Raw genomic sequence first — 20,014 nt, forward strand, 5'->3', positions numbered from 1 at the left:
GCGGCTATGAACAAATCCGATCCCAAGAAATTTCGCGTTAAATCATTCGGCTGCCAAATGAATGTCTATGATGGTGAACGCATGTCCGAGATGCTCATTGATCAGGGCATGTCGAGTGCTGCCGATGGCGAGGATGCTGATTTGGTGGTACTGAACACCTGTCATATTCGCGAGAAAGCTGCCGAAAAAGTTTATTCCGATATCGGGCGTTTGCGTGGCAAAGACGGCAAAAGCCCAATGATTACAGTGGCTGGCTGTGTTGCACAGGCAGAAGGCAAAGAAATTTCACGCCGCGCGCCCAGTGTCGATATTGTCGTTGGCCCGCAAGCCTATCACCGGCTTCCAGAGCTGATTGAACGCGCTAAAACCGGTAAAAAAGCGCTTGATACAGATATGCCTGCGGCATCGAAATTCGACGTCCTGCCAACCCGCAAGAAACAAGCCCGTCCGACCGCCTTTTTGACGGTGCAAGAAGGGTGTGACAAATTCTGCACCTATTGTGTTGTCCCCTATACGCGCGGGGCCGAAATCTCTCGCCCCTGGGGTGATCTTATCAAAGAAGCGCAGGCGCTTGTCGATGGCGGTGTCAAGGAAATCACCCTGCTGGGTCAGAATGTAAACGCCTGGACCAGCGAAGATGACAAAGGTCAGATGCAAGGTCTCGACGGCCTGATCCGCGCATTGGATGGAATTAATGGCTTAGAGCGCATCAGATATACAACCAGTCATCCCAATGACATGACCGAAGCGCTCATTGCCGCCCATGGCGAGATACCGGCGTTGATGCCCTATCTGCATCTTCCAGTGCAGTCGGGCAGTGATCGGATATTAAAAGCGATGAACCGTTCGCACACAACCGAAAGTTATCTCAATATATTATCGCGGATGCGCGAAGTCAGGCCGGATATTGCCATTTCTGGTGATTTCATCGTCGGCTTCCCCGGCGAGACAGATGCTGATTTTGAAGAGACACTGGCCGTCGTGCGCGAAGCCAATTATGCGCAGGCTTATTCGTTCAAATATTCACCACGGCCTGGAACACCTGCAGCTGTGATGGATGATCAAATTGCTCCAGAAGTTATGAACGAACGACTGCAGCGGTTGCAGGCCTTGCTGAATGAGCAACAACATGATTTTAACAAACAAGCCCTCGGTCGCCGCACCGATATATTGCTAGAACGCAACGGCAAACTTGAGGGACAGCTCGTGGGTAAAACGCCATGGCTACAATCTGTCCATATCATTGCCCCTGAATTAGCGATTGGCGATATGGTAGATGTGACAATAGCAAGCGCGGGGCCAAATAGTCTGCAGGGCAAAATAACCCAGAGAGAAGCTGCTTAATGGCCAAAAAAAGCATTGCTGAAGACAAAATCAAGCTGGTAACGCTGGACGTAGAATTTGATGACCCCCAGATATTGGGAGAGCTTTTTGGTGAATTTGATCGCAATATCGTTGCCATCGAAAATCGATTAGGAGTCTATATCGCAGCCCGAGGCACCAGGCTGAAAATTGAAGGTGAAGAGGAAGCTGCAACCCAAGCGCGTGATGTTCTAACCGGTATTTATAATCGCCTGGAAGAAGGTCAGGAAATTGACGCAGCCGTCGTGGAAGCGATTATTGGTATGGTTGCCGACCCCCGCGTATCGAAGACGCCAAAACCCAAAGATACGCAAAAGTCTGGCAAAACCGATATTTCAGCCCCGCCAAAAGTGATGATCAAGACGCGCAAGAAAACAATCTTCCCGCGTTCTGTCCGTCAAGCCGACTATATGGAAAAGCTGGCCCGCGACGACATGATTTTTGCGCTAGGCCCTGCCGGGACCGGCAAAACCTATCTCGCAGTGGCGCAGGCCGTATCGCAGTTGATTACCGGGTCGGTCGATCGCCTGATCCTGTCGCGCCCTGCGGTTGAAGCCGGCGAAAAAATAGGCTTCCTGCCTGGTGACATGAAGGAGAAAGTCGATCCTTTCCTTCGCCCGCTTTACGATGCGCTTTATGATACTTTGCCTGCTGAACAGGTCGAACGACGGATTGAAAGCGGCGAAATTGAGATTGCCCCCATCGCATTCATGCGTGGCCGCACCTTGGCCGATGCCTTTGTGATATTGGACGAAGCACAGAATACGACGACAGCACAGATGAAGATGTTCCTCACGCGTTTCGGCATGAACAGCCGGATGGTCATTTGCGGAGACCCCAAGCAAGTCGATTTACCTGGCGGGGCGACCTCCGGCCTTGCCGATGCCGTACGAAAACTGGAAAATGTCGACAGTGTTAGCACCGTGAAATTTGGCGCTGCCGACGTCGTCCGCCATCCACTAGTGGGTAAAATTGTCGAAGCCTATGAAGGCAAAGATGCTGCAGATTGAACTCAATACCGGCCCAGAATGGCAAGATGGTAAGGACTGGCAGAAACGAAGCGAACAGGCAGCACATGCTGCTCTTTCCGCATCGTCTTATGGTGAGCTTGCAGTACAGAATTTTGCGCTAGAAATTAGTATAAAATTGTCGAACAACGATGAAGTACAGCAACTCAATGCCGCCTATCGTGGCAAAGACAAGCCCACCAATGTGCTTTCCTTTCCTTTGGTACCGCAAGACCTATTGGAATCTTTATCAAACAGCGATGATGGTGAAGTGCTTCTTGGTGATATCATAATGGCTCACGATGTCTGCGCCGACGAAGCGGAAGAAAAATCCATTGCCATGGAAGAGCATGCATCCCACTTACTGGTTCATGGAATTTTGCATTTACTGGGCTATGATCATGAAACAGAAGCGGATGCTCTGATTATGGAGACATTGGAAGTCAAAGCACTACAAAATTTGAACATTGCTAATCCCTATCTCGATCAACACATATAACAAGAGACCAAGAACAAGAACATGCCAGACGATAACATAAGCAATAGCAACGGGACCAGTAGTCGATCTGCATCTCGTAACGAGGATGACGAACCGGGGCGAATATGGCGCAGCCTGAAAGCTATGGTTTTCGGGGAAGCGGAGGATAACTCGCTACGCGCGCAACTCGAAGAAGTTATTGATGAACATGAAAGCGATGGAGACACCGACAACAAGAGCGACCCGGACATTTCTCCGGTCGAACTGGAAATGCTCCGTAATCTCCTACATTTCAGTGATCATCGTGTAGACGATATCGCAGTTCCTCGCGCCGACATCATTGCCATTGAAGAAAGCGCGCCGTTCAGCGAATATGTCGAGATCTTCTCGGAACATGGTCATAGCCGTATCCCAGTCTTTCGGGACAATCTCGATACGATCATCGGTATGGTTCACATCAAGGATATATTTGCGCTGGTCGCCAAGGGTGGAGAGCCGTCCACAGATATCACGCCATATCTGCGTCAACCTCGGTTTGTACCGGAATCTATGGGCGTTTTGGATTTGCTCGCAGAAATGCGATCCACGCGTACTCACTTGGCTATCATATTTGATGAATATAACGGAACAGAAGGCTTAGTTACCATTGAAGATATCGTCGAAGAGATTGTCGGTGATATCGAGGATGAGCATGATGACGAACCAGTCCCCATGCTGAAAGCACTAGACGACGGTATTTGGGAAGCTGATGCTCGCGCGGAGCTGGATGATGTCGGGGAAGAAATTGATCCGGCCCTGGCGGAAATTGACGAGGATGTTCACACCATTGGCGGCCTATCTTTCGTATTGGCTGGCCATATTCCGAAAACGGGTGAAACGCTTGAGCATCCCAGCGGTTGGCGGCTGGAAATATTGGAAGCCGATGATCGGCGCGTTACAAAGCTACGCCTGTTGCCGCCTGATCCGGATATCGCGCCCGTCCATCACGCAGACTGAGTGTCAGCCAACTGGGCGGCGCGTTTGCGCCATGTTTCTGCCAGTGCAGGCATATCGGATAGCATGCGTAGTTCGGCGCCCTGCCCTTTATTCTTGCCGCCGATTATCATATCGAACAGCCGGTCTAGCGGCCAATCAGGGTGCTTATGCTCTTGTTGGATCATCATATCGTCGGCACGGACCTTGCCCGGTTCCAGCACCCTGAAATAACTACCGGATTTGGTTGTTTTGATCACAGTTTTCAAAACATCTGGGCGCCCAAAATGATGATTGAGTTTCCAGCAAGGCTGTCTTGCGTGACTACATTCGATCAATGCCTCACCAAGACGGAAAATATCGCCAAGACATAATTTGTCTTCCGTCATTCCGCGACAGCTTAGATTTTCGCCAAAAGCCCCAGGACGATCTAGAATATCCACGTCCGGATATTTGTCTTTCCAAAAAGAATAATGCTCAATCGGATAGAGATGCACCGCTTTATCACGCCCGCCATGATGTAAGGGGTCAGCCACCTGATTACCGGCTAGTCCAAAAAGCCCGAGTTCAATGGCTTCAGTGACAGCGTGCTTGCCGATGGCGCTCATTTCACCATCTTCGCGAAACGGTTTGGGTGTACCAATGAGCAGACTATCAAGCTTTGTTTCAATCATTTACAACAGCTACCCACCCAAGTTCATATTGGCAATTTCCGTTTTATTATGCTTGAAGGCGCAGATGGAAATAAGTGACCTTCGCATTGCCTTATATAGCGGCAATTATAATTTCGTACGCGATGGCGCCAATCAAGCGTTAAACCGGCTGGCCGAATATCTATTGCGCCAGGGCGCTGCCGTGCGGGTCTATTCACCGACCACCGATACACCCGCTTTTGAACCAACGGGCGATTTGATCAGTGTACCATCCTTTGCTTTCCCCGGACGTGGAGAATATCGTTTTCCCACCCATATTTCGGGTGGTGCCAAGCGTGATCTCGCCGATTTCAATCCCAACATCATCCAGATTTCAAGTCCCGACCGAGTCGGTCATCGGATGGTCAGCTGGGCGCGCAGCCATGATGTTCCAGTGCTGGCGTCGGTACATACACGCTTTGAAACCTATCCTCGCTATTATAACCTGGCTTTTTTGGAGCCGGTAATCGAGGCGATATTGCGCCGTCTTTACCGTCGCTGTGATGCACTGGTCGCACCATCGGAATCGATGGCACAGGTTCTACGGGAACAGCGAATGAACTATGATGTCGGGATATGGTCTCGCGGCGTCGACAAGGAAATTTTCAACCCAGCCCGCTGCGACTTCGCATGGAGGCAGTCACTTAGCATTGCCGACGATGAATTGGTCATCGGCTTTCTGGGCCGATTGGTGATGGAAAAGGGACTTGATGTCTTTGCCGACACGATCGATGAGCTGCGCCGTCGCGGCGTTAAGCACAGGGTTCTGGTCATCGGTGAAGGCCCTGCCCAACAGTGGTTTGAAGATAGAATACCGGATGCCGTCTTTGCCGGTTTTCAACAAGGTTCTGATCTTGGCCGCGGTGTCGCCAGTATGGATATTCTGTTTAATCCTTCTGTTACCGAAACTTTTGGCAATGTCACACTGGAAGCCATGGCCTGCGGCCTTCCCGTGGTCGCAGCCAAAGCGACAGGAAGCCAAAGCCTGGTCAAAGACAAGGAATCAGGACGACTGGTCACGCCCGGCGCCATCCGCGATTTTGCTGATGTTCTGCAGCTCTATTGCGAGAATGACGCAATCCGCAAAGCGCACGGTGCAGCCGGCGAAAAGCGCGCCGACGAATTTAGCTGGGATCAGATTAACCACACGGTAGCAGAAACCTATATCCGCCTCATTCGACAGCGTGAATCTGGCCAAAGCCCTATCAAACAAGCCATTATTCGTTAGATAGGTTTAACGCAAAACACCCTTGGTGGTCATCATCCGTGCGTACCAAATTAGCAAAATGATCGACAGCCAAATGACAACGGTAAAAATCCATATGCCCGGTGTGCTCAGGCTGGCCGGCATATCTGTCGTCATCTGGTAAATCGAGGAACCCAGCAGCCCAAGCAGAGAAAGACCAAATGCGATGATCGCGTAGCGACTGCGAAGTAATAGCAGCAGCGAACCAATAAAAGCGCCCCACACACCAAGTGCCCACGCCGCATCAGCCCAAGCAGGAAACGCATAGAAGTAATCCAATTGTTCCTGAGTAAAGCTGCTCATATAAGATGTATTGCGCGTTTGCGTCATGGTGTAATCCAACGCACCGCCGGAATTCCAGAGTGTCGCGATAATGCCAACCACCCATAAATGCCAAGGCGTCGACGGCCTGCTATCGCTTCCCGTTACATTTTCGACTGTTTCAGACATGTTTTCCTCCCTATTCTCCGCCGGCATCATATCATGAGCTTTGCTGACAACAAAATTTGGCAGGAGTGCAGGAACATGCTGGCCTTCAAGATAGAAAATGCCATAGTGAAAGGGCAATGGACGATTTCTTCACCATAAATGATGCAGCGCAAGAAAGGGATCAGCTTACCGCTAATGCGCCGCTGGCCGAGCAGCTCAGGCCGCGCAATCTTGATGCCGTAGTCGGTCAGGATCATCTGGTAGGAGAAGACGGTGCGCTTAAGCGCATGATCGTTGCGGGCAAGCTGTCTTCGATCATATTCTGGGGACCGCCAGGTACAGGTAAGACCAGTTTAGCGCGCTTACTGGCCAATGAGACAGATCTGCATTTCAAAGCAATATCGGCGGTATTTTCTGGGGTAGCTGACCTCAAAAAGGTTTTTGCGGAGGCTGAACAAAGGCAACGAACCGGCAAGCAAACCTTGCTGTTTGTGGATGAAATTCATCGCTTTAACCGCTCTCAACAGGATAGCTTTCTGCCCTATGTCGAGAAAGGCACAGTGATATTAGTTGGCGCGACTACGGAAAATCCATCCTTTGAACTCAATGCTGCTCTGCTTAGCCGGACGCAGGTGTTGATCCTCAATAGATTAGACAGCGCCGCACTGGGCCAGCTCTTGACCAAGGCCGAAGCGTTGACTGAGAGCGCTCTGCCGGTGACGGACGGCGCGCGCGAAGCGTTAATCGCTAGTGCTGATGGCGATGGACGCTTCCTGCTCAATCAGGCTGAAACGCTGTTTTCGCTCAATATCGACGAACCACTTGATTCCGCTGCATTGGCGAAGCTCCTTCACAGGCGCATGGCCGTCTATGACAAGGACCGCGAGGGTCATTATAACCTGATATCTGCACTGCATAAATCTCTGCGCGGTTCAGATCCTCAGGCAGCGCTTTATTATCTTGCGCGAATGCTGGTAGCAGGCGAACAGCCGCTTTACGTCCTGCGTCGTATCGTCCGCTTTGCCAGTGAAGATATCGGACTGGCCGATCCACAAGCATTGGTGCAAGCTTTGGCGGCCAAGGACGCTTATGATTTTCTGGGCAGTCCGGAAGGTGAACTGGCAATTGTTCAAGCGTGCCTCTATTGCGCCACCGCCCCCAAATCAAACGCTGCCTACAAAGCCCAGAAATCAGCCTGGAAGTCAGCCAAACAAACAGGTTCCTTGGTGCCGCCACAGAATATCCTCAATGCGCCCACCAAGCTCATGAAAGATATCGGCTATGGCGACAGCTATAGCTATGACCATGAAAGTGATGAGGGTTTTTCCGGTGACAATTATTGGCCGGAAGAAATGGAACCAGCGCTATTTTATGAGCCAGTCGATCGCGGTTTTGAGCATAAGATCAGAGAACGGCTGGACTATTGGGAGAAGTTGCGGCGTGATAAAAGTGATTAGAAAACCGCTGACTTCAATAGTGCTGACTGCATCATTGCTCGTCGCTGGACCATCCTGCGCAAAAACCAAAGCCGCTGCACCGGACTGGTATCTCGTCGATGAGATCATCGAAGATAAGGCACCTGACTATCGCAGTGATATTTTCTTCGCTGACAAAGCGAGTATCAAGCAGGAAGATGGATATACCGCCGTTTCCATTTCTCAGATCATCATGACTCAGGATGAAGAGACATCGGAAAGCAAAGTCAGGGATTTGCGCTCGCGCATTCTGATCGACTGCAATGAACATGTTTACGCGGCGACCGAAGTTGCTGAATATAGCAAAGACAATAAGCTAGTCACGTCTCAGTCCATGTCCCTAGAAAGTACGGAATGGATATTACCTTTTGCCAATTCCGGTTATGTCAATGTGTTCCGCTTTGCCTGTGAGCCGGATATCACATTTGGAACGCAGAAATTTCCCGGTCATATACAGCCGCTCACATCGGTCATGGCTTATTTAAATGCCGATTGGAGGAATTAAATGTTCAACATCCGCCCTGGTTTGTCTGCTGGACTATTCTTATCCTTGATAACAGCATCACCTCTCGCGCTCGCGCAAAGTCCCAAAGAACCAAGCCAATATGATAAGGCACTGGCAGCTGGATACAAAGCGCAATTCATCTGTTCCGGTTTATGGAATGGCGGCAAGAAACTCGCCGATATCGAGGCGGATGAACTAACCGGCATTTATGATCGCATCGCCAAGATTGTACCCACATTGACGACTGACATTGATCAAGTGAAACGGCAAGTTCGCGTGACCTATAGCGACGCCATGCCACCACGTTTGGCGATTTGGAATCCCCGGACTGGATGCACAGGTATGGCCATTGGTTTTACCGGGATAAAACTGGATGGGTCGCCAACACTGCGGACTTTTAATGATGAATTGCCTTGGCCAATGGGTGATCGCGGTGCAGCGATCAAACAGTCTGATATTACCGAGCCTTTACGGCAAGTGGCATTGGCAGCGTCTGACAACAGCAAATATGGCGGAAAAACCAGCGCCGTTCTGGTCATTAAAGATGATAAGATACTGACCGAATACTATAAAAATGGCCATAACCAGCATACAGCGCAACGCACATGGTCAGTTGCCAAATCCATCGCTGGCACGTTGATAGGGCATAGCGTTCAGGAAGGTTTTTCAGACGTTAATGCACCGGCGAAAATCATTGAATGGATGAGCGTTTTTGACCCGCGTCAGGCCATAACGCTCGATAATTTAATGCGTATGTCGAGTGGTTTGATCAGCGATACGGCGGGCAACCGCACTGATCCTATCTACATGGGCGGTGCTACAGTTACCCAAAGAGCTGTAAACTGGCCGCTACTCTATCCTCCAGGCAGCCGGTTTCGTTATGCTAATAATGACACATTACTGGCCGTCTATGCCGCGCGTTCTGGCCGTTTTGAGCCTTATGAGTTTTTCCAGAAAATTGGCATGACGCGAACTTATGCTGAGACAGATTGGCAAGAGCACCCCATTCTGTCTAGCCAGGTCTGGACCACCGCCCGCGATCTTGGTCGTTTAGGATTACTCTATCTCAACAATGGTATGTGGAACGGTGAGCGCCTTCTCCCCGAAAATTGGCGCGAATATGTAAGCACACCATCTGGGCCGCAGCCAGATCGGGAATTTGGCTATGGTGCTACATTCTGGTTGATGAACAAAACCGCTGGCGTCCCGAAGGATACATTTGCCGCCTTTGGTAATCGCGGACAATATCTCGTAATCATTCCATCACTTGATTTGGTCATCGTGCGCCGTGGTTATGACACCCGAGATAATCGCTTTGATATCGCCGCTTTCACGCGGGACGTTGTGAAAGCCAATGGCTCATGAGCAGCACCTATCGAGCAGCAGTTTGTACCGCTCTAACTGGACCGGACTCCATCCGGATAGAAGAGGTGGAGGCAAAACCCCTGCAAGCCGGCGAGGTCCGGATAGCCGTCAAGGCGGCTGGCCTTAACTTTCCTGACTTGCTCATGACTTATGGCAAATATCAATTTCGTCCAGACCCTCCTTTCATTCCGGGACTGGAGGTCGCCGGTGAGGTGATAGATGTTGCGCCGGATGTGACAACTTTCTCGACCGGCGATCGCGTCATGGGCGGCAGCAAAGGAAATAGCTTCGCAGAACAGATTGTCTTGCCCAGCAACGCTGTCCGGCCATTGCCGGCAGCGTTATCCTTTGCCGAAGGGGCTTGCTGGCATGGCGCAGCAATCACTGCTTGGCATGCGTTGAATGATAAAGCTGTTTTGCTGGAGGGTGAGAGCATCCTTATCCTCGGCGCCAGCGGCGGCGTTGGCATGGCAGCAGTCAAACTTGCAAAACATAAGGGCGCCATGGTCATCGCAACCGGGTCCAGCGACGAAAAACGTAAAGCGATCGAACAGGCTGGGGCCGATCATAGTCTGGACCCAGTCAATCCAGATCTTGCCGCCGAAGTGAAAGCGCTCACTGGCGGCAAAGGTGTTGACGTCGTGTTTGATCCCGTCGGTGGACAGCTTGCAATAACCGCGACCCGATCGATTAGTTGGGGTGGTCGCTATCTAATAGTCGGCTTTGCCAGCGGCGATATTCCATCCTTTCCGGCCAACCACGCGCTGATAAAAGGCTATAGCCTGATCGGCTTGCGCGCAGGTGAAAGCGCGCGGCGCGATCCGAAATTGGCGGCAAATAGTAAAAAAATGCTCAGAGATTTGGCAGAACAGGGCGTCATGTGCCCTCATATTTCACACAGCTTTGCACTGAACGATGCAACGGATGCCTTGAAGGTTCTGGAACAGCGCGCTGTCATTGGACGCGCTGTCATCGATATCGCGCCCTAACTCTCGTTACATATGATTACATATTCCATCCATTATTGAGCTACTCCACCCTATATCTCACGCAGCGAACGTGTTAACCTTTTGGCGTAATTGAAATTGTTCACAATAGGGGAAACAAAATGGATGGATTGAGAATAGGAAACTATGCGCTCGACACCGAGCTCATGATGGAATGGGGGGAAAAGATCGGCGTCGCTCTTATAATCCTTCTATTAACCTGGATCGTAGCGAAAGGCGCCAAATGGGCCTTTGCAAAGCTTGTTGATAATATCAGCTTCCTGCAACGCGATACCGGTTCCGGTGAATCCATCGGGATGTCACTAGGCAAAATCGTATCGCTGCTCATCTGGCTCTTCGGCCTTATTGCTGTGCTTTCTACATTCGGATTGAACAGCGTGATTGAACCGCTGCAAACATTGCTTGATGACGTGATGGGCTTCATCCCTAACATTATCGGTGCTGGCATCATTTTCTTCGTCGGCTCAATTGTCGCGAATATTGTGAAGCAAATCGTTGAAACGGCTATGATGACCGTGAATTTGGACAAATGGGCCAACAAAGCCGGTGCGGAAGAAGTTACCGGTAACAGCACAATCAGCAAGACCATTGGCACGATTGTCTATGTTTTGATCATTATTCCGATCGCTATATTGGCTCTGGATGCGCTGAATATGTCATCCATTACCGGTCCTGCAACGTCGCTGCTCAACACGATCTTCACCTCTATTCCGCTGGTTATCGGCGCAGCCATCCTGCTTGGCATTGCTTACATGATTGCACGCTGGGTAGGCGGCCTGATTGAGGAAGTGCTCCCTGGCCTTGGCGTTGATCGTTCGGTGAATGCGCTGGGTATCCTGCCTGAGAAGACGACGGTTTCCTCCGTGGTTTCAAAGGTTGTGATCATTGCCATCATGTTGTTCGCGGCGATCGCAGCAACCCGTATGCTGCAATTCCCTGAACTCACCAATATTCTCAACGAAGTATTGGCACTCGGCGGCAAGGTTATCTTTGGCGGCGTAATCATTGGCCTTGGCTTCATGATTGCTAACATCCTGTCGAAAATTGTCAGCGGTGCATCAGAAGGCGGCATGGGTGGACAGATTGTCAAATATGCGACCATCGTTCTTTTCGTCGCCATGGGCCTGAAATATATGGGCCTAGCAGACTCCATCATTAACATGGCCTTCGGTGCTCTGGTTATCGGCGGCGGTATTGCTGCGGCCTTGGCCTTCGGCTTGGGTGGTCGTGATGCAGCTGCAAAAACGCTGGAAGATTTGCGTGCGAGCAAACCAAAAGCGCCTGCTGCACGGAAGCCAGCTGCCAAAAAATAGGTTAACTGAATTTGCAAAGATTAAGGGTGGGTCCGTTGGGCTCACCCTTTTTTTATGACCCTTTTCTTATGGGCATAGAATGAGATAGGGATAGCCATGCGTCGCTTCTCCCATTTCACCTGCGTTGATTGGTCCGGCGCCAAGACCGAGCGACCCAATGGTATAGCGGTCGCTACTATAGGGCCAGATGGACCGCCTGCCCTTCACTCTCCTGATCCAAGATGGTCTCGTGAGGATGTGCGTGACTGGCTGTTTCAGATAGCAGCGAGAAAGCAGGATATGCTGATCGGCTTTGACCTATCCATGTCTCTGCCCTTTCAAGACACAGGAAGTTATTTTCCGGAATGGAGTGACAGTCCATCTCATGCCGTTGAGTTATGGCAAACGGTTGATCGCGTCTCCGCTGCCGATCCTTATTTAAATGCACTCTCCTTTCTGGAACATCCGCAAGCCAGTCGTCATTTCCGCCACAGCCGTGATCATGTTGGTGATCTTTTTACCGGTGGTGCCGGGCGGTTGCGTGTGGTTGAGCAATATCAGCGCGAAACCAGACAAGCCAATAGCGCCAGTTGCTTCAATCTGGTTGGTGCCGCGCAAGTGGGAAAGTCCAGCCTGACGGGTATGCGGATGCTTCACCAATTAAACGGGGCGATTCCCGTTTGGCCCTTTGATCCTGTACCAGATAGCGGGCCAATGATTGTCGAAATCTACACCACCATTGCGGCTCTGGCCGCTGGCCGGCCCAAAGGAAAAAGCAAGATACGCGAACGCGACGGACTGGAGGCAGCGCTGAAAGCTTTGGGAACGCCACTGCCCACCAAATTGAAACGCTATGATGATCATAGTACAGACGCCATGATCACGGCAGCCTGGATGAAAAATGCCAGCCAGGACGCAAGACTGTGGCACCCGCCAAAGCTGACAGATGAAATAGCGCAAAAAGAGGGCTGGACCTTTGGCGTTTTTTGAAGCAAAGAGCGCTCGTTATTGGCTAAGGCCACTAAACCAGCGCCGAATTAGCTCAGCTGGTAGAGCAACCGCCTTGTAAGCGGTAGGTCATCCGTTCGAGTCGGATATTCGGCACCATTTTTTCGGTAAGAGCAATCATCCGGCGGATGATTGCCCGAAAAAATCCCGACTACAAAGGAGGGTGGCTGGACACAACAGCAACAGCCACCAATGATCCCGCGAGCCGCGCTAACCCATACCCACAGAATCCTTCGACAAACTCAGGATAAGCGCGCGCCACCCTCACCTCACCAACAAAAAAGCCCCGCCAGTTTCCTGGCAGGGCTCTTTCTCCCACGTGACGATCTCTTTAGAACTTAATGCCCGCCGCAATGCCATAACGACGTGGGTCGAGCGTAAAGATATTCGTGAATAACCCCGAAGACGCATCGGTAAGATACTGACCGGTGATCGAGTTGCTATCGAAAATATTTTGAACAAACAGCCTTGCGAACCACTTGTCGTCCGTACCATTCAGCTGCAACGATGCATTAGCTTGGGTAAACCCTTCGATTTTATTCACATTACCGTTGAAGATGCTGCCCGTCTGATCGCCGGTATAGGCTAGATCAACACGCGGTACCAAAGTCCAACCGCTGTCAAAGTTATGTGTATATTGGATACCGGCAGAGACTTTCACATTCGGTGCCTGTGGCAGATCGTTGCCCTTCAGATTGACTTGTACGCCAGGGCTAAGCACCTGAATGCCAGCGGCATCAAAGCCTGCGCCAATTGCAGCCGCCTGCGCTTCAAGAACTCCACAAATGCTAAATGCACCCGTGGAGGCAATGTTACCGTCGGCGGGAAATGCAGTTGTCCCTTGCAACCCTAGTCCGGGGTTGATTGCGTTGACGAAAGCGTTAGCCCCGGCCGCATTGCCGGCTGTTCCCGGTACCACCGCACAGTTCGCGCCGTTTGTGATATCTTTAATGATAACCGCATCGGCCCGCCCACCACCGGGATCCCGCGGATTGCTGAAGAACTCGTCGCCAGTCACTTTAGTCTTCAGATAACTGAAGCCCAAGTTGATTAGCCAATCTGGATCCGGACGAAGAACCGCTTCAATTTCCGCGCCGTAAATATCAGCGTCAATTGTATCATTGACCGCCGTGCGGGCGATAATCCTGCTTAACTGCAGATCTTTGTATTTGTAGTAGAAGGCCGTTGCATTCAGCTGGAATGTTCCGCCAGCAAAGGTATTTTTCGAACCAATCTCGAAGGCATCAATCTGCTCAGATCCGAAGGATTCAGGCACTGCGAAAATCGGTTGCAGGGGCGGGTTGATACCACCCGATTTGTAACCGCGAGAATATGAAAAATAGAGCAAGTTGTCGTCAGTAAACTGCCAATCGACAACAGCACGACCGGTGATTTCATCAAATCCAACACTACGTTGCTGGACAATCTGGTTACCCGGAGTGCCCGGATCTGCATCAAATGCACCGACAAATGGTGATTCAAATGCGTCTGTCGTTTGCCCAAAAGGTACCAAGAAGCTTGCTAGTGTCGAGCGGGCTTCTACGAATTTTTTATCGTTGTTATAACGCAAACCACCAGTGAATTTCAGCGTGTCGCTTATATCAAAATAGACCTCTCCGAAAATGCCATAGGATTCGAGTTCAAACTCCCGCGTGTTATTGCGAAAATAAGGTGTTCCCAAAAAGCCGCCATTACCTGCGCCTAGAACGCCAGCAATATAATCGATGGCAAAGGCGTTCACATAATAGCTGTTTTGCCCCAAGTTATTCTCTGCATAAATCCCACCAAGAAGAAAGTTGAAAGGACCATCCAAATCACTGGAAACAATCCCTTCAATCGACCAACTCGTATTGTCTTGGTTGGAACGATCAAGAGAAATCGGGGTATCAGCACAAATACTATTACCACCGAAAGAGCCCAGTCCAATCGTGTCCGTATCAGACGTACACAGCTGCCCAGCAGGTCCATTCGGTATAATTGCCGCAGCGACCGGAGCAAAAGTTGGCACCGCTGAAATTGTGTTCAATGCGGTTACATATGTATCACGCCCAAGAATTGAGAGATTGTAATCTTGCCGCGAGTCTACCGATGTTTCTTGATACAGGCCGGTCACCGATACTTGGATTGGTCCAAAGTCGTGCTCAATGTGCGCTTGTAGCTGAAGTTCATCAGTGAAATATTCTGGAGTGAAGTCAGTGCGAACTTCCCGCACATCATCAGGTTCGTCAAAATTTGCGTGTCCGTCGGGACCGTAAAGACTGCCTAGGCCTAAGCTTGGCGCGAGAGCTTCAAGCGGTGTTCCTGCAAAAGTGATTGCAAAAAACTCGCTAGACCCCAGTGTCCCTGTAAAATTTGCGTTGGTGTTATTTTTGTCGAAATCCAGACGGTTATTCAGACAACCCAAAACACCAGTGGGGTCGCGCTGACAGAGTTGCTTCTGAATACGAAGGCGATCATCGTCTTCGCGGAAATAATAGGCCATCAAGTTGACAGTCGTATCGGGCGTTGGCTCCCATTTGAGAGAGCCTCTCACAGCATACATGTCACGACCGTCAATCCGCGTGTCATTGAACAAATTTTTCGTATAACCATCGCGACTCTGATAAAAACCAGCTGCACGGAAGGCTAGAGTCTCTCCCAGCGGCACGTTGATCATAGCTTTGACTTGATAGGATTCGAAGTTCCCGACTTGACCTTCGACTGAACCCTTAAATTCACCCAGCTCTGGCTTGGCTGTTACGACGTTAACAACACCGGATGTCGCGTTACGGCCGAAAAGAGTGCCTTGCGGTCCACGCAGAACCTCAACCCGCTCCAGATCAAAATATTCTGTTTCGAACAAGCGCGTATTGAACAATGGGGCATCGTTCAAATGAATGGCGGTGGCTGAATCGCAAGTCACACCAACGCAAAGATCGCCAATGCCGCGGATGGTAAAGCTCGACGCGGTAAAGTTGCTTTTGGTGAAAGAAACGTTGGGCAACGTTAGCTGCAGATCCGAGGCATTCTCAATCTGCTGCGCTTCCAACGCTTTGGAATCGAATGCAGAAACGGCAATTGGCACTTCTTGAAGGCTTTGTGCCTGGCGCTGTGCGGTCACGATAATGACGTTATCGTCAATGTCATCCTCGACTTGCGCCCATGCTGGTGAAGCCGCTGCAGATATAGCTGTGGCTGCTAATAGTAACGATTTACGCATCATTCTCTCCCAATCCCGAACCATTTTTCTGGAGAGTGTAGCTTTTGCTCATCCCCCCAGACGGTCTAATCTTCAACTAATCGATCGATTAAGTCCAGACAGAAATGATAAAAATGCACCAACACATTACATTTTTGCACCTTTGTTGCTGGAATCGAGGGAAATTAAACACAAAAAAAGCCCCGCCAGTTTCCCGGCGGGGCTCAATTTTAAGAGGAAATAAGCTTCCCTTAGAACTTGAAGCGGACGACACCGCCGTAAGTGCGCGGTGCGCTTGGATATCCTGAAACGGTGCCAGACTGTGCAACACCATCGAATACGGTCGCAATGTACCGGTCGTCGAAAAGGTTGCGACCATAGATGCCAACTTCAAGACCGTTGTCAAGAGCAAGCGTCATTGAAGCATTCACGAGATTAACTTCGCGTCGGAATATCTCGGTATTGCCAACGTTGGTGTTGAACTCTGGCAGTCCGTTGTTGATATCCGTGTTACTCTCATGGTTGTAATCTACGCGAGTGATCAGACGATTGCCCGAAGCGCCGAACTCATGCGTGTAAGTCGCCGAGGTTGCAATACTCCATGCCGGGATTCCGCCAGGACGTGCACCGGTGAGATCTCCAAGAACACTGCCTGGGAAATCATCAAACAGCGGGTCAAGGTGGGTTGCCGCGAATGTAAACACCAATCCATCGGTCGGCTGGACGTTAACATCCAGCTCAAAACCACGGACAGATTGCTCACCCGCATTGCGCAACGCAAAACCGGTTCCGGTAAATGCAAAACTTTGGAAGCCTTCAATCGTCTGGTCAAACAGAGCAAGGTTGACGCCAATGCCTGGCCATTGCGCCTTGATACCGACTTCATAGACTTCGGCTTCTTCTGGTCCAGCAAAGCGCGAACCAGTGACCAAGTTTGGCAACGCCAGACCAGCATCGAGAATTGGCGACGATGGAGCAGCGAATGTTGATCCTCCGACCCCTGCGGTAAAGTCATCATTCGATGGACGACTATCGCGCGAGAGGTTGATTGAGCTCGCTTTAAAACCGGTCGCATAGCTCGCATAGACGTTCACCTCCGGAGAGATTTCGTATGAAGCGCGCAACAGATAGGTAAACTTGTCATCCCGTGTCCGGCCATCTTCGACAGCGTTTGGAATGGTCAAGAATGGTGGTTGGAACTGGAACCCAGCCAGACCGATCAACGGATTCACAGTTGGATCGGTGGCCGCCGCAAGCAACGCAGCCTGGTTCGCAGCCGGCAGTGCCTGGAATTGGTCACGTGTCGTGACCGCACCTGCGGTTGCTCCTACAATGAAGGCATCAACCAGATTGACCTGACCGAGCGGATCGAAAGACTGCTGAGCGAGCGCGAAGTCCTTTGAGTCGTCGGTATAGTTGAACCCGCCGGTGAACACGAGCCCGTCAAGTGGTTCAAAGTCAACCGTACCAAAAATCGACCACGATGTGTTGTCCATGCTGAACTGCTCAGACGTCAGCAGCGGCGTGTTGAAGATGCTCTCTTGCGGCAAGCCGAGACCAGCCTCTACTCCGTTAAACACGGATGGCAGACCAGCCAGTACATCGGCAGGGTTACCGCCAGCGAGAATTTCGAAAACATCGCGGATATCGCTACCGTTCTGGATCGCGCTGTTCTGTGCGATTGACTCGTCGAAATAATAACCGCCCAGCAAGAAGTTAATCGGACCGTCAAAATCCGAAGTAATCCGAATTTCCTGGGTGAAGGTTTCGACATCCTGATCACGCGTTTCCGTCGCAAGGGAAGCGCTGGTATAATCAATATCAGACAGGAAGAAGTTTTTCAGTTCGCGATAGGAAGTGATCGAGGTTACTGAGATCGGGCCAGTGTCCCAATCAACTTGTATCGAACCGCCATAATTGTCGACTTCGTTGGTCGGAACAAAGTTCAGGAACGCCTCATCACTAAAGAAGTCAGTGTTTAGCTGACCACCAACTGCATTAATCGCACCGGTAACTGGCCCGGAAACAACCGTAGCCACCTGACAGCAAACCTCGTCGATACGAGAATAGTCTGCAATTGCGCGAATACGCAAATCTGGTGTTGCTTCAATCAACAACTGTCCACGCGCAGACCAACGGTTGCGATCATTCTGCTCTTCATCAAGATTGACGATGTTGGAGTAGCCGTCACGGCGGTTGTAACTGCCATCGACAGAAAATGCGATGCTTTCGGTGATAGGACCAGTTACATCAGCCTTAAGGACAACTGAATTGAAATTACCGTAGCTGGCCTCAACCGCGCCGCCAAATTCAAATTGTGGTTCACGCGTGATCACGGAGATAACGCCTGCGGATGCATTCTTACCGAACAGCGTGGATTGCGGTCCGTTCAGCACCTCAATCCGCTGAACATTGGGAAGATCGCTCAATGCGGCGGCGGAACGTGAACGGAAAACGCCGTCAATAAAGACGCCAACTGACGGCTCAATGCCGAAGTTATTATCGCCATTACCAAAGCCACGAATGATGAACGTCGACGCGGATGATGTCTGCAGCTGGCTGACGCGCAGTGACGGGGTTACCGTTTGTAGATCAAGAACATCACGAATTTGAGCATTTTGGAGTGTTTCGCCAGTCGTTACAGAGACCGAAATCGGGGTCTGTTGCAGCGTTTGTTCGCGTTTAGTCGCTGTCACGATGATGACATTGTCATCAATGGTTTCTTCGTCTTGGGCGTCCTGAGCATAGGCAGGAACGGCGGAAATCAAACCACCTACGGCGGTAGCGGTCAAAAACTTAGTGATCTTCATTATTTACTCCCGAAAACTTTATTAGCGCGGAAATCTAGCGAACCAGATCTACCCTCCAACTGTTGTCCGCATTGATAGAAACGATGACAATAGTCCACAGCTTCTCGTGCTTTACAGTATCGTAACTATTATTATTGCGAGGAAAGCGCCCAAAGCGTTGCAACTAAGCAACAGATGTGTCGAAAATACCAAAAATGGTGCCCCTGGCCCGACTCGAACGGGCACTCCTTGCGGAACTGCATTTTGAGTGCAGCGCGTCTACCAATTCCACCACAGGGGCCGACAAGCATAGCCGTAGACTGGCTTTTGCAAAATCGACGCCCTGTTAGCGGAGTGGTTTTGTGCTGGCAACCGTCTTTATGCTGTCTATTTGCCTAAAGCAGACTTGTTTCCAATGTCGCCAGCATAATCCACAATGGAAACGCAGAAATCGCCATGAAACTGCCCAATGGTAGAGCGCTTTTCGCGGTTACCGCCTGCCCGCGTACGCGCATAGCCGCAACCGCCAGTAATCCTATTAAACCAGCCCCCAGCATAACCAGCGGCAACGCAGACCAACCAAGCCAGCATCCAATGGCACCTAAAAGCTTTGGATCACCCCCGCCCAGTCCCTCTCGTCCGCGCAGTTGGCGGTATGCCCATCCAATGAGAAAGAGCGAACCAAAACCCACAATTCCTCCGATCAACCGACTGAATAGATCAGGGTCATTGTCAAAGAACGAAGCTGCCAATCCACTGACTGCCAATAATAATGTAAGTCGGTCGGGCAGCCAATGGTGCTGCGCATCCAGGGCAGCCGAGGTCAGCAAAAGCCACCCGAATATGGCGCCTAGCATTCCGCCCAATCCCGGATCGACAAATAAGGCCAATCCTCCGATCAGTCCGGCACCCAATTCAATCACAAGATGATCAGATTTTATGTCAGCACCGCAATGCGCGCATTTTCCGGCGCGCAGAATATAACTGAAAACCGGAACCAGATCGATGGCCCGCACGGTTTGCTCACAATGATCACAGCGTGACCGGCCGGTCATTGCCGATTGCCCTTGTGGCCAGCGAATGACAATGGTCGCAAGGAAGCTGCCAATGATGATGCCGATTATGGCGCCTGCAATGGGAAAGACAAAGACTGGCACTAACGGCTCCGATAAATCGCGAAACTACCGATTGGCATGGCGCGGCCTGTTG

At 50.9% G+C, this 20,014-nt stretch carries 16 protein-coding genes and 2 tRNA genes; 12 read left to right on the top strand and 6 right to left on the bottom strand.

Features of this window, described 5'->3' with window-relative positions; translation table 11 throughout:
• Window positions 1–6: 6 nt before the first annotated feature.
• Genes miaB through ABJM21_RS06430 form a run of 4 tightly spaced genes read left to right on the top strand, consistent with a single transcriptional unit; the run spans window position 7 to window position 3,843 of the window.
• Entirely contained in the window at window positions 7–1,344 is a 1,338-nt protein-coding gene (gene miaB / locus ABJM21_RS06415) for a tRNA (N6-isopentenyl adenosine(37)-C2)-methylthiotransferase MiaB (protein ID WP_348302247.1), read from the top strand.
• Complete coding sequence (locus tag ABJM21_RS06420; protein WP_348302246.1) at window positions 1,344–2,372, top strand: PhoH family protein; 1,029 nt, start codon at window positions 1,344–1,346, stop codon at window positions 2,370–2,372. The genes miaB and ABJM21_RS06420 overlap by 1 nt, the downstream gene beginning before the upstream one ends.
• Window positions 2,359–2,868 (top strand): rRNA maturation RNase YbeY, encoded by a 510-nt coding sequence (gene ybeY, locus ABJM21_RS06425; RefSeq protein ID WP_348302245.1) that lies wholly within the window; start codon window positions 2,359–2,361, stop codon window positions 2,866–2,868. The genes ABJM21_RS06420 and ybeY overlap by 14 nt, the downstream gene beginning before the upstream one ends.
• A 21-nt stretch (window positions 2,869–2,889) precedes the next feature.
• Window positions 2,890–3,843: a hemolysin family protein gene (locus ABJM21_RS06430; RefSeq protein ID WP_348302244.1), complete on the top strand. Its 954-nt coding sequence runs from the start codon at window positions 2,890–2,892 to the stop codon at window positions 3,841–3,843.
• Here ABJM21_RS06430 and ABJM21_RS06435 read toward each other — a convergent pair.
• Window positions 3,831–4,493: an MOSC domain-containing protein gene (locus ABJM21_RS06435; protein WP_348302243.1), complete on the bottom strand. Its 663-nt coding sequence runs from the start codon at window positions 4,491–4,493 to the stop codon at window positions 3,831–3,833. The genes ABJM21_RS06430 and ABJM21_RS06435 overlap by 13 nt on opposite strands.
• Window positions 4,494–4,557: 64 nt before the next feature.
• Here ABJM21_RS06435 and ABJM21_RS06440 point away from each other — a divergent pair, with 64 nt between their 5' ends.
• Complete coding sequence (locus ABJM21_RS06440; protein WP_348302381.1) at window positions 4,558–5,739, top strand: glycosyltransferase family 1 protein; 1,182 nt, start codon at window positions 4,558–4,560, stop codon at window positions 5,737–5,739.
• Window positions 5,740–5,745: 6 nt separating this feature from the next.
• On the opposite strand, the gene ABJM21_RS06445 is transcribed toward ABJM21_RS06440, so the two are convergent.
• On the bottom strand, window positions 5,746–6,207 hold the full coding sequence (locus ABJM21_RS06445; protein WP_348382218.1) for a hypothetical protein: 462 nt from the start codon (window positions 6,205–6,207) through the stop codon (window positions 5,746–5,748).
• Window positions 6,208–6,323: 116 nt separating this feature from the next.
• Here ABJM21_RS06445 and ABJM21_RS06450 point away from each other — a divergent pair, with 116 nt between their 5' ends.
• The 7 genes from ABJM21_RS06450 (at window position 6,324) to ABJM21_RS06480 (ending at window position 12,937) form a co-directional block, all read left to right on the top strand.
• Window positions 6,324–7,643 carry a replication-associated recombination protein A gene (locus ABJM21_RS06450; RefSeq protein ID WP_348302241.1) on the top strand — a complete coding sequence of 440 codons (1,320 nt, stop codon included), beginning with the start codon at window positions 6,324–6,326 and terminating at the stop codon, window positions 7,641–7,643.
• On the top strand, window positions 7,627–8,166 hold the full coding sequence (locus tag ABJM21_RS06455) for a surface-adhesin E family protein (protein ID WP_348302240.1): 540 nt from the start codon (window positions 7,627–7,629) through the stop codon (window positions 8,164–8,166). Before ABJM21_RS06450 ends, ABJM21_RS06455 begins: the two co-directional genes overlap by 17 nt.
• Window positions 8,167–9,531 carry a serine hydrolase gene (locus ABJM21_RS06460; protein WP_348302238.1) on the top strand — a complete coding sequence of 455 codons (1,365 nt, stop codon included), beginning with the start codon at window positions 8,167–8,169 and terminating at the stop codon, window positions 9,529–9,531.
• The gene (locus tag ABJM21_RS06465) at window positions 9,528–10,520 is read left to right on the top strand and encodes an NADPH:quinone oxidoreductase family protein (protein WP_348302237.1); all 993 of its coding nucleotides are present in this window, start codon (window positions 9,528–9,530) and stop codon (window positions 10,518–10,520) included. The genes ABJM21_RS06460 and ABJM21_RS06465 overlap by 4 nt, the downstream gene beginning before the upstream one ends.
• A gap of 119 nt (window positions 10,521–10,639) precedes the next feature.
• Window positions 10,640–11,851, top strand: a complete 1,212-nt coding sequence (locus tag ABJM21_RS06470) for a mechanosensitive ion channel (protein WP_348302236.1) — start codon at window positions 10,640–10,642, stop codon at window positions 11,849–11,851.
• Window positions 11,852–11,947: 96 nt separating this feature from the next.
• A complete protein-coding gene (locus tag ABJM21_RS06475) occupies window positions 11,948–12,820 on the top strand; it encodes a hypothetical protein (protein ID WP_348302235.1) in 873 nt (290 codons plus the stop codon).
• A 41-nt stretch (window positions 12,821–12,861) separates the two neighbouring features.
• A tRNA-Thr gene (locus tag ABJM21_RS06480) sits at window positions 12,862–12,937 on the top strand.
• 232 nt (window positions 12,938–13,169) lie between these two features.
• Here the strand turns inward: ABJM21_RS06480 and ABJM21_RS06485 are convergent.
• From ABJM21_RS06485 to ABJM21_RS06500, 4 genes are all read right to left on the bottom strand, one after another.
• Window positions 13,170–16,040 (bottom strand): TonB-dependent receptor, encoded by a 2,871-nt coding sequence (locus ABJM21_RS06485; protein WP_348302234.1) that lies wholly within the window; start codon window positions 16,038–16,040, stop codon window positions 13,170–13,172.
• Between the two features lie 227 nt (window positions 16,041–16,267).
• The gene (locus ABJM21_RS06490; protein WP_348302233.1) at window positions 16,268–18,826 is read right to left on the bottom strand and encodes a TonB-dependent receptor; all 2,559 of its coding nucleotides are present in this window, start codon (window positions 18,824–18,826) and stop codon (window positions 16,268–16,270) included.
• 195 nt (window positions 18,827–19,021) lie between these two features.
• Window positions 19,022–19,106 (bottom strand) — tRNA-Leu (locus tag ABJM21_RS06495).
• Between the two features lie 94 nt (window positions 19,107–19,200).
• Window positions 19,201–19,962: an A24 family peptidase gene (locus ABJM21_RS06500; protein WP_348302232.1), complete on the bottom strand. Its 762-nt coding sequence runs from the start codon at window positions 19,960–19,962 to the stop codon at window positions 19,201–19,203.
• Window positions 19,963–20,014: the final 52 nt, after the last annotated feature.

The organism is Parasphingorhabdus sp. (assembly GCF_039977335.1).
GTDB lineage: Bacteria > Pseudomonadota > Alphaproteobacteria > Sphingomonadales > Sphingomonadaceae > Parasphingorhabdus.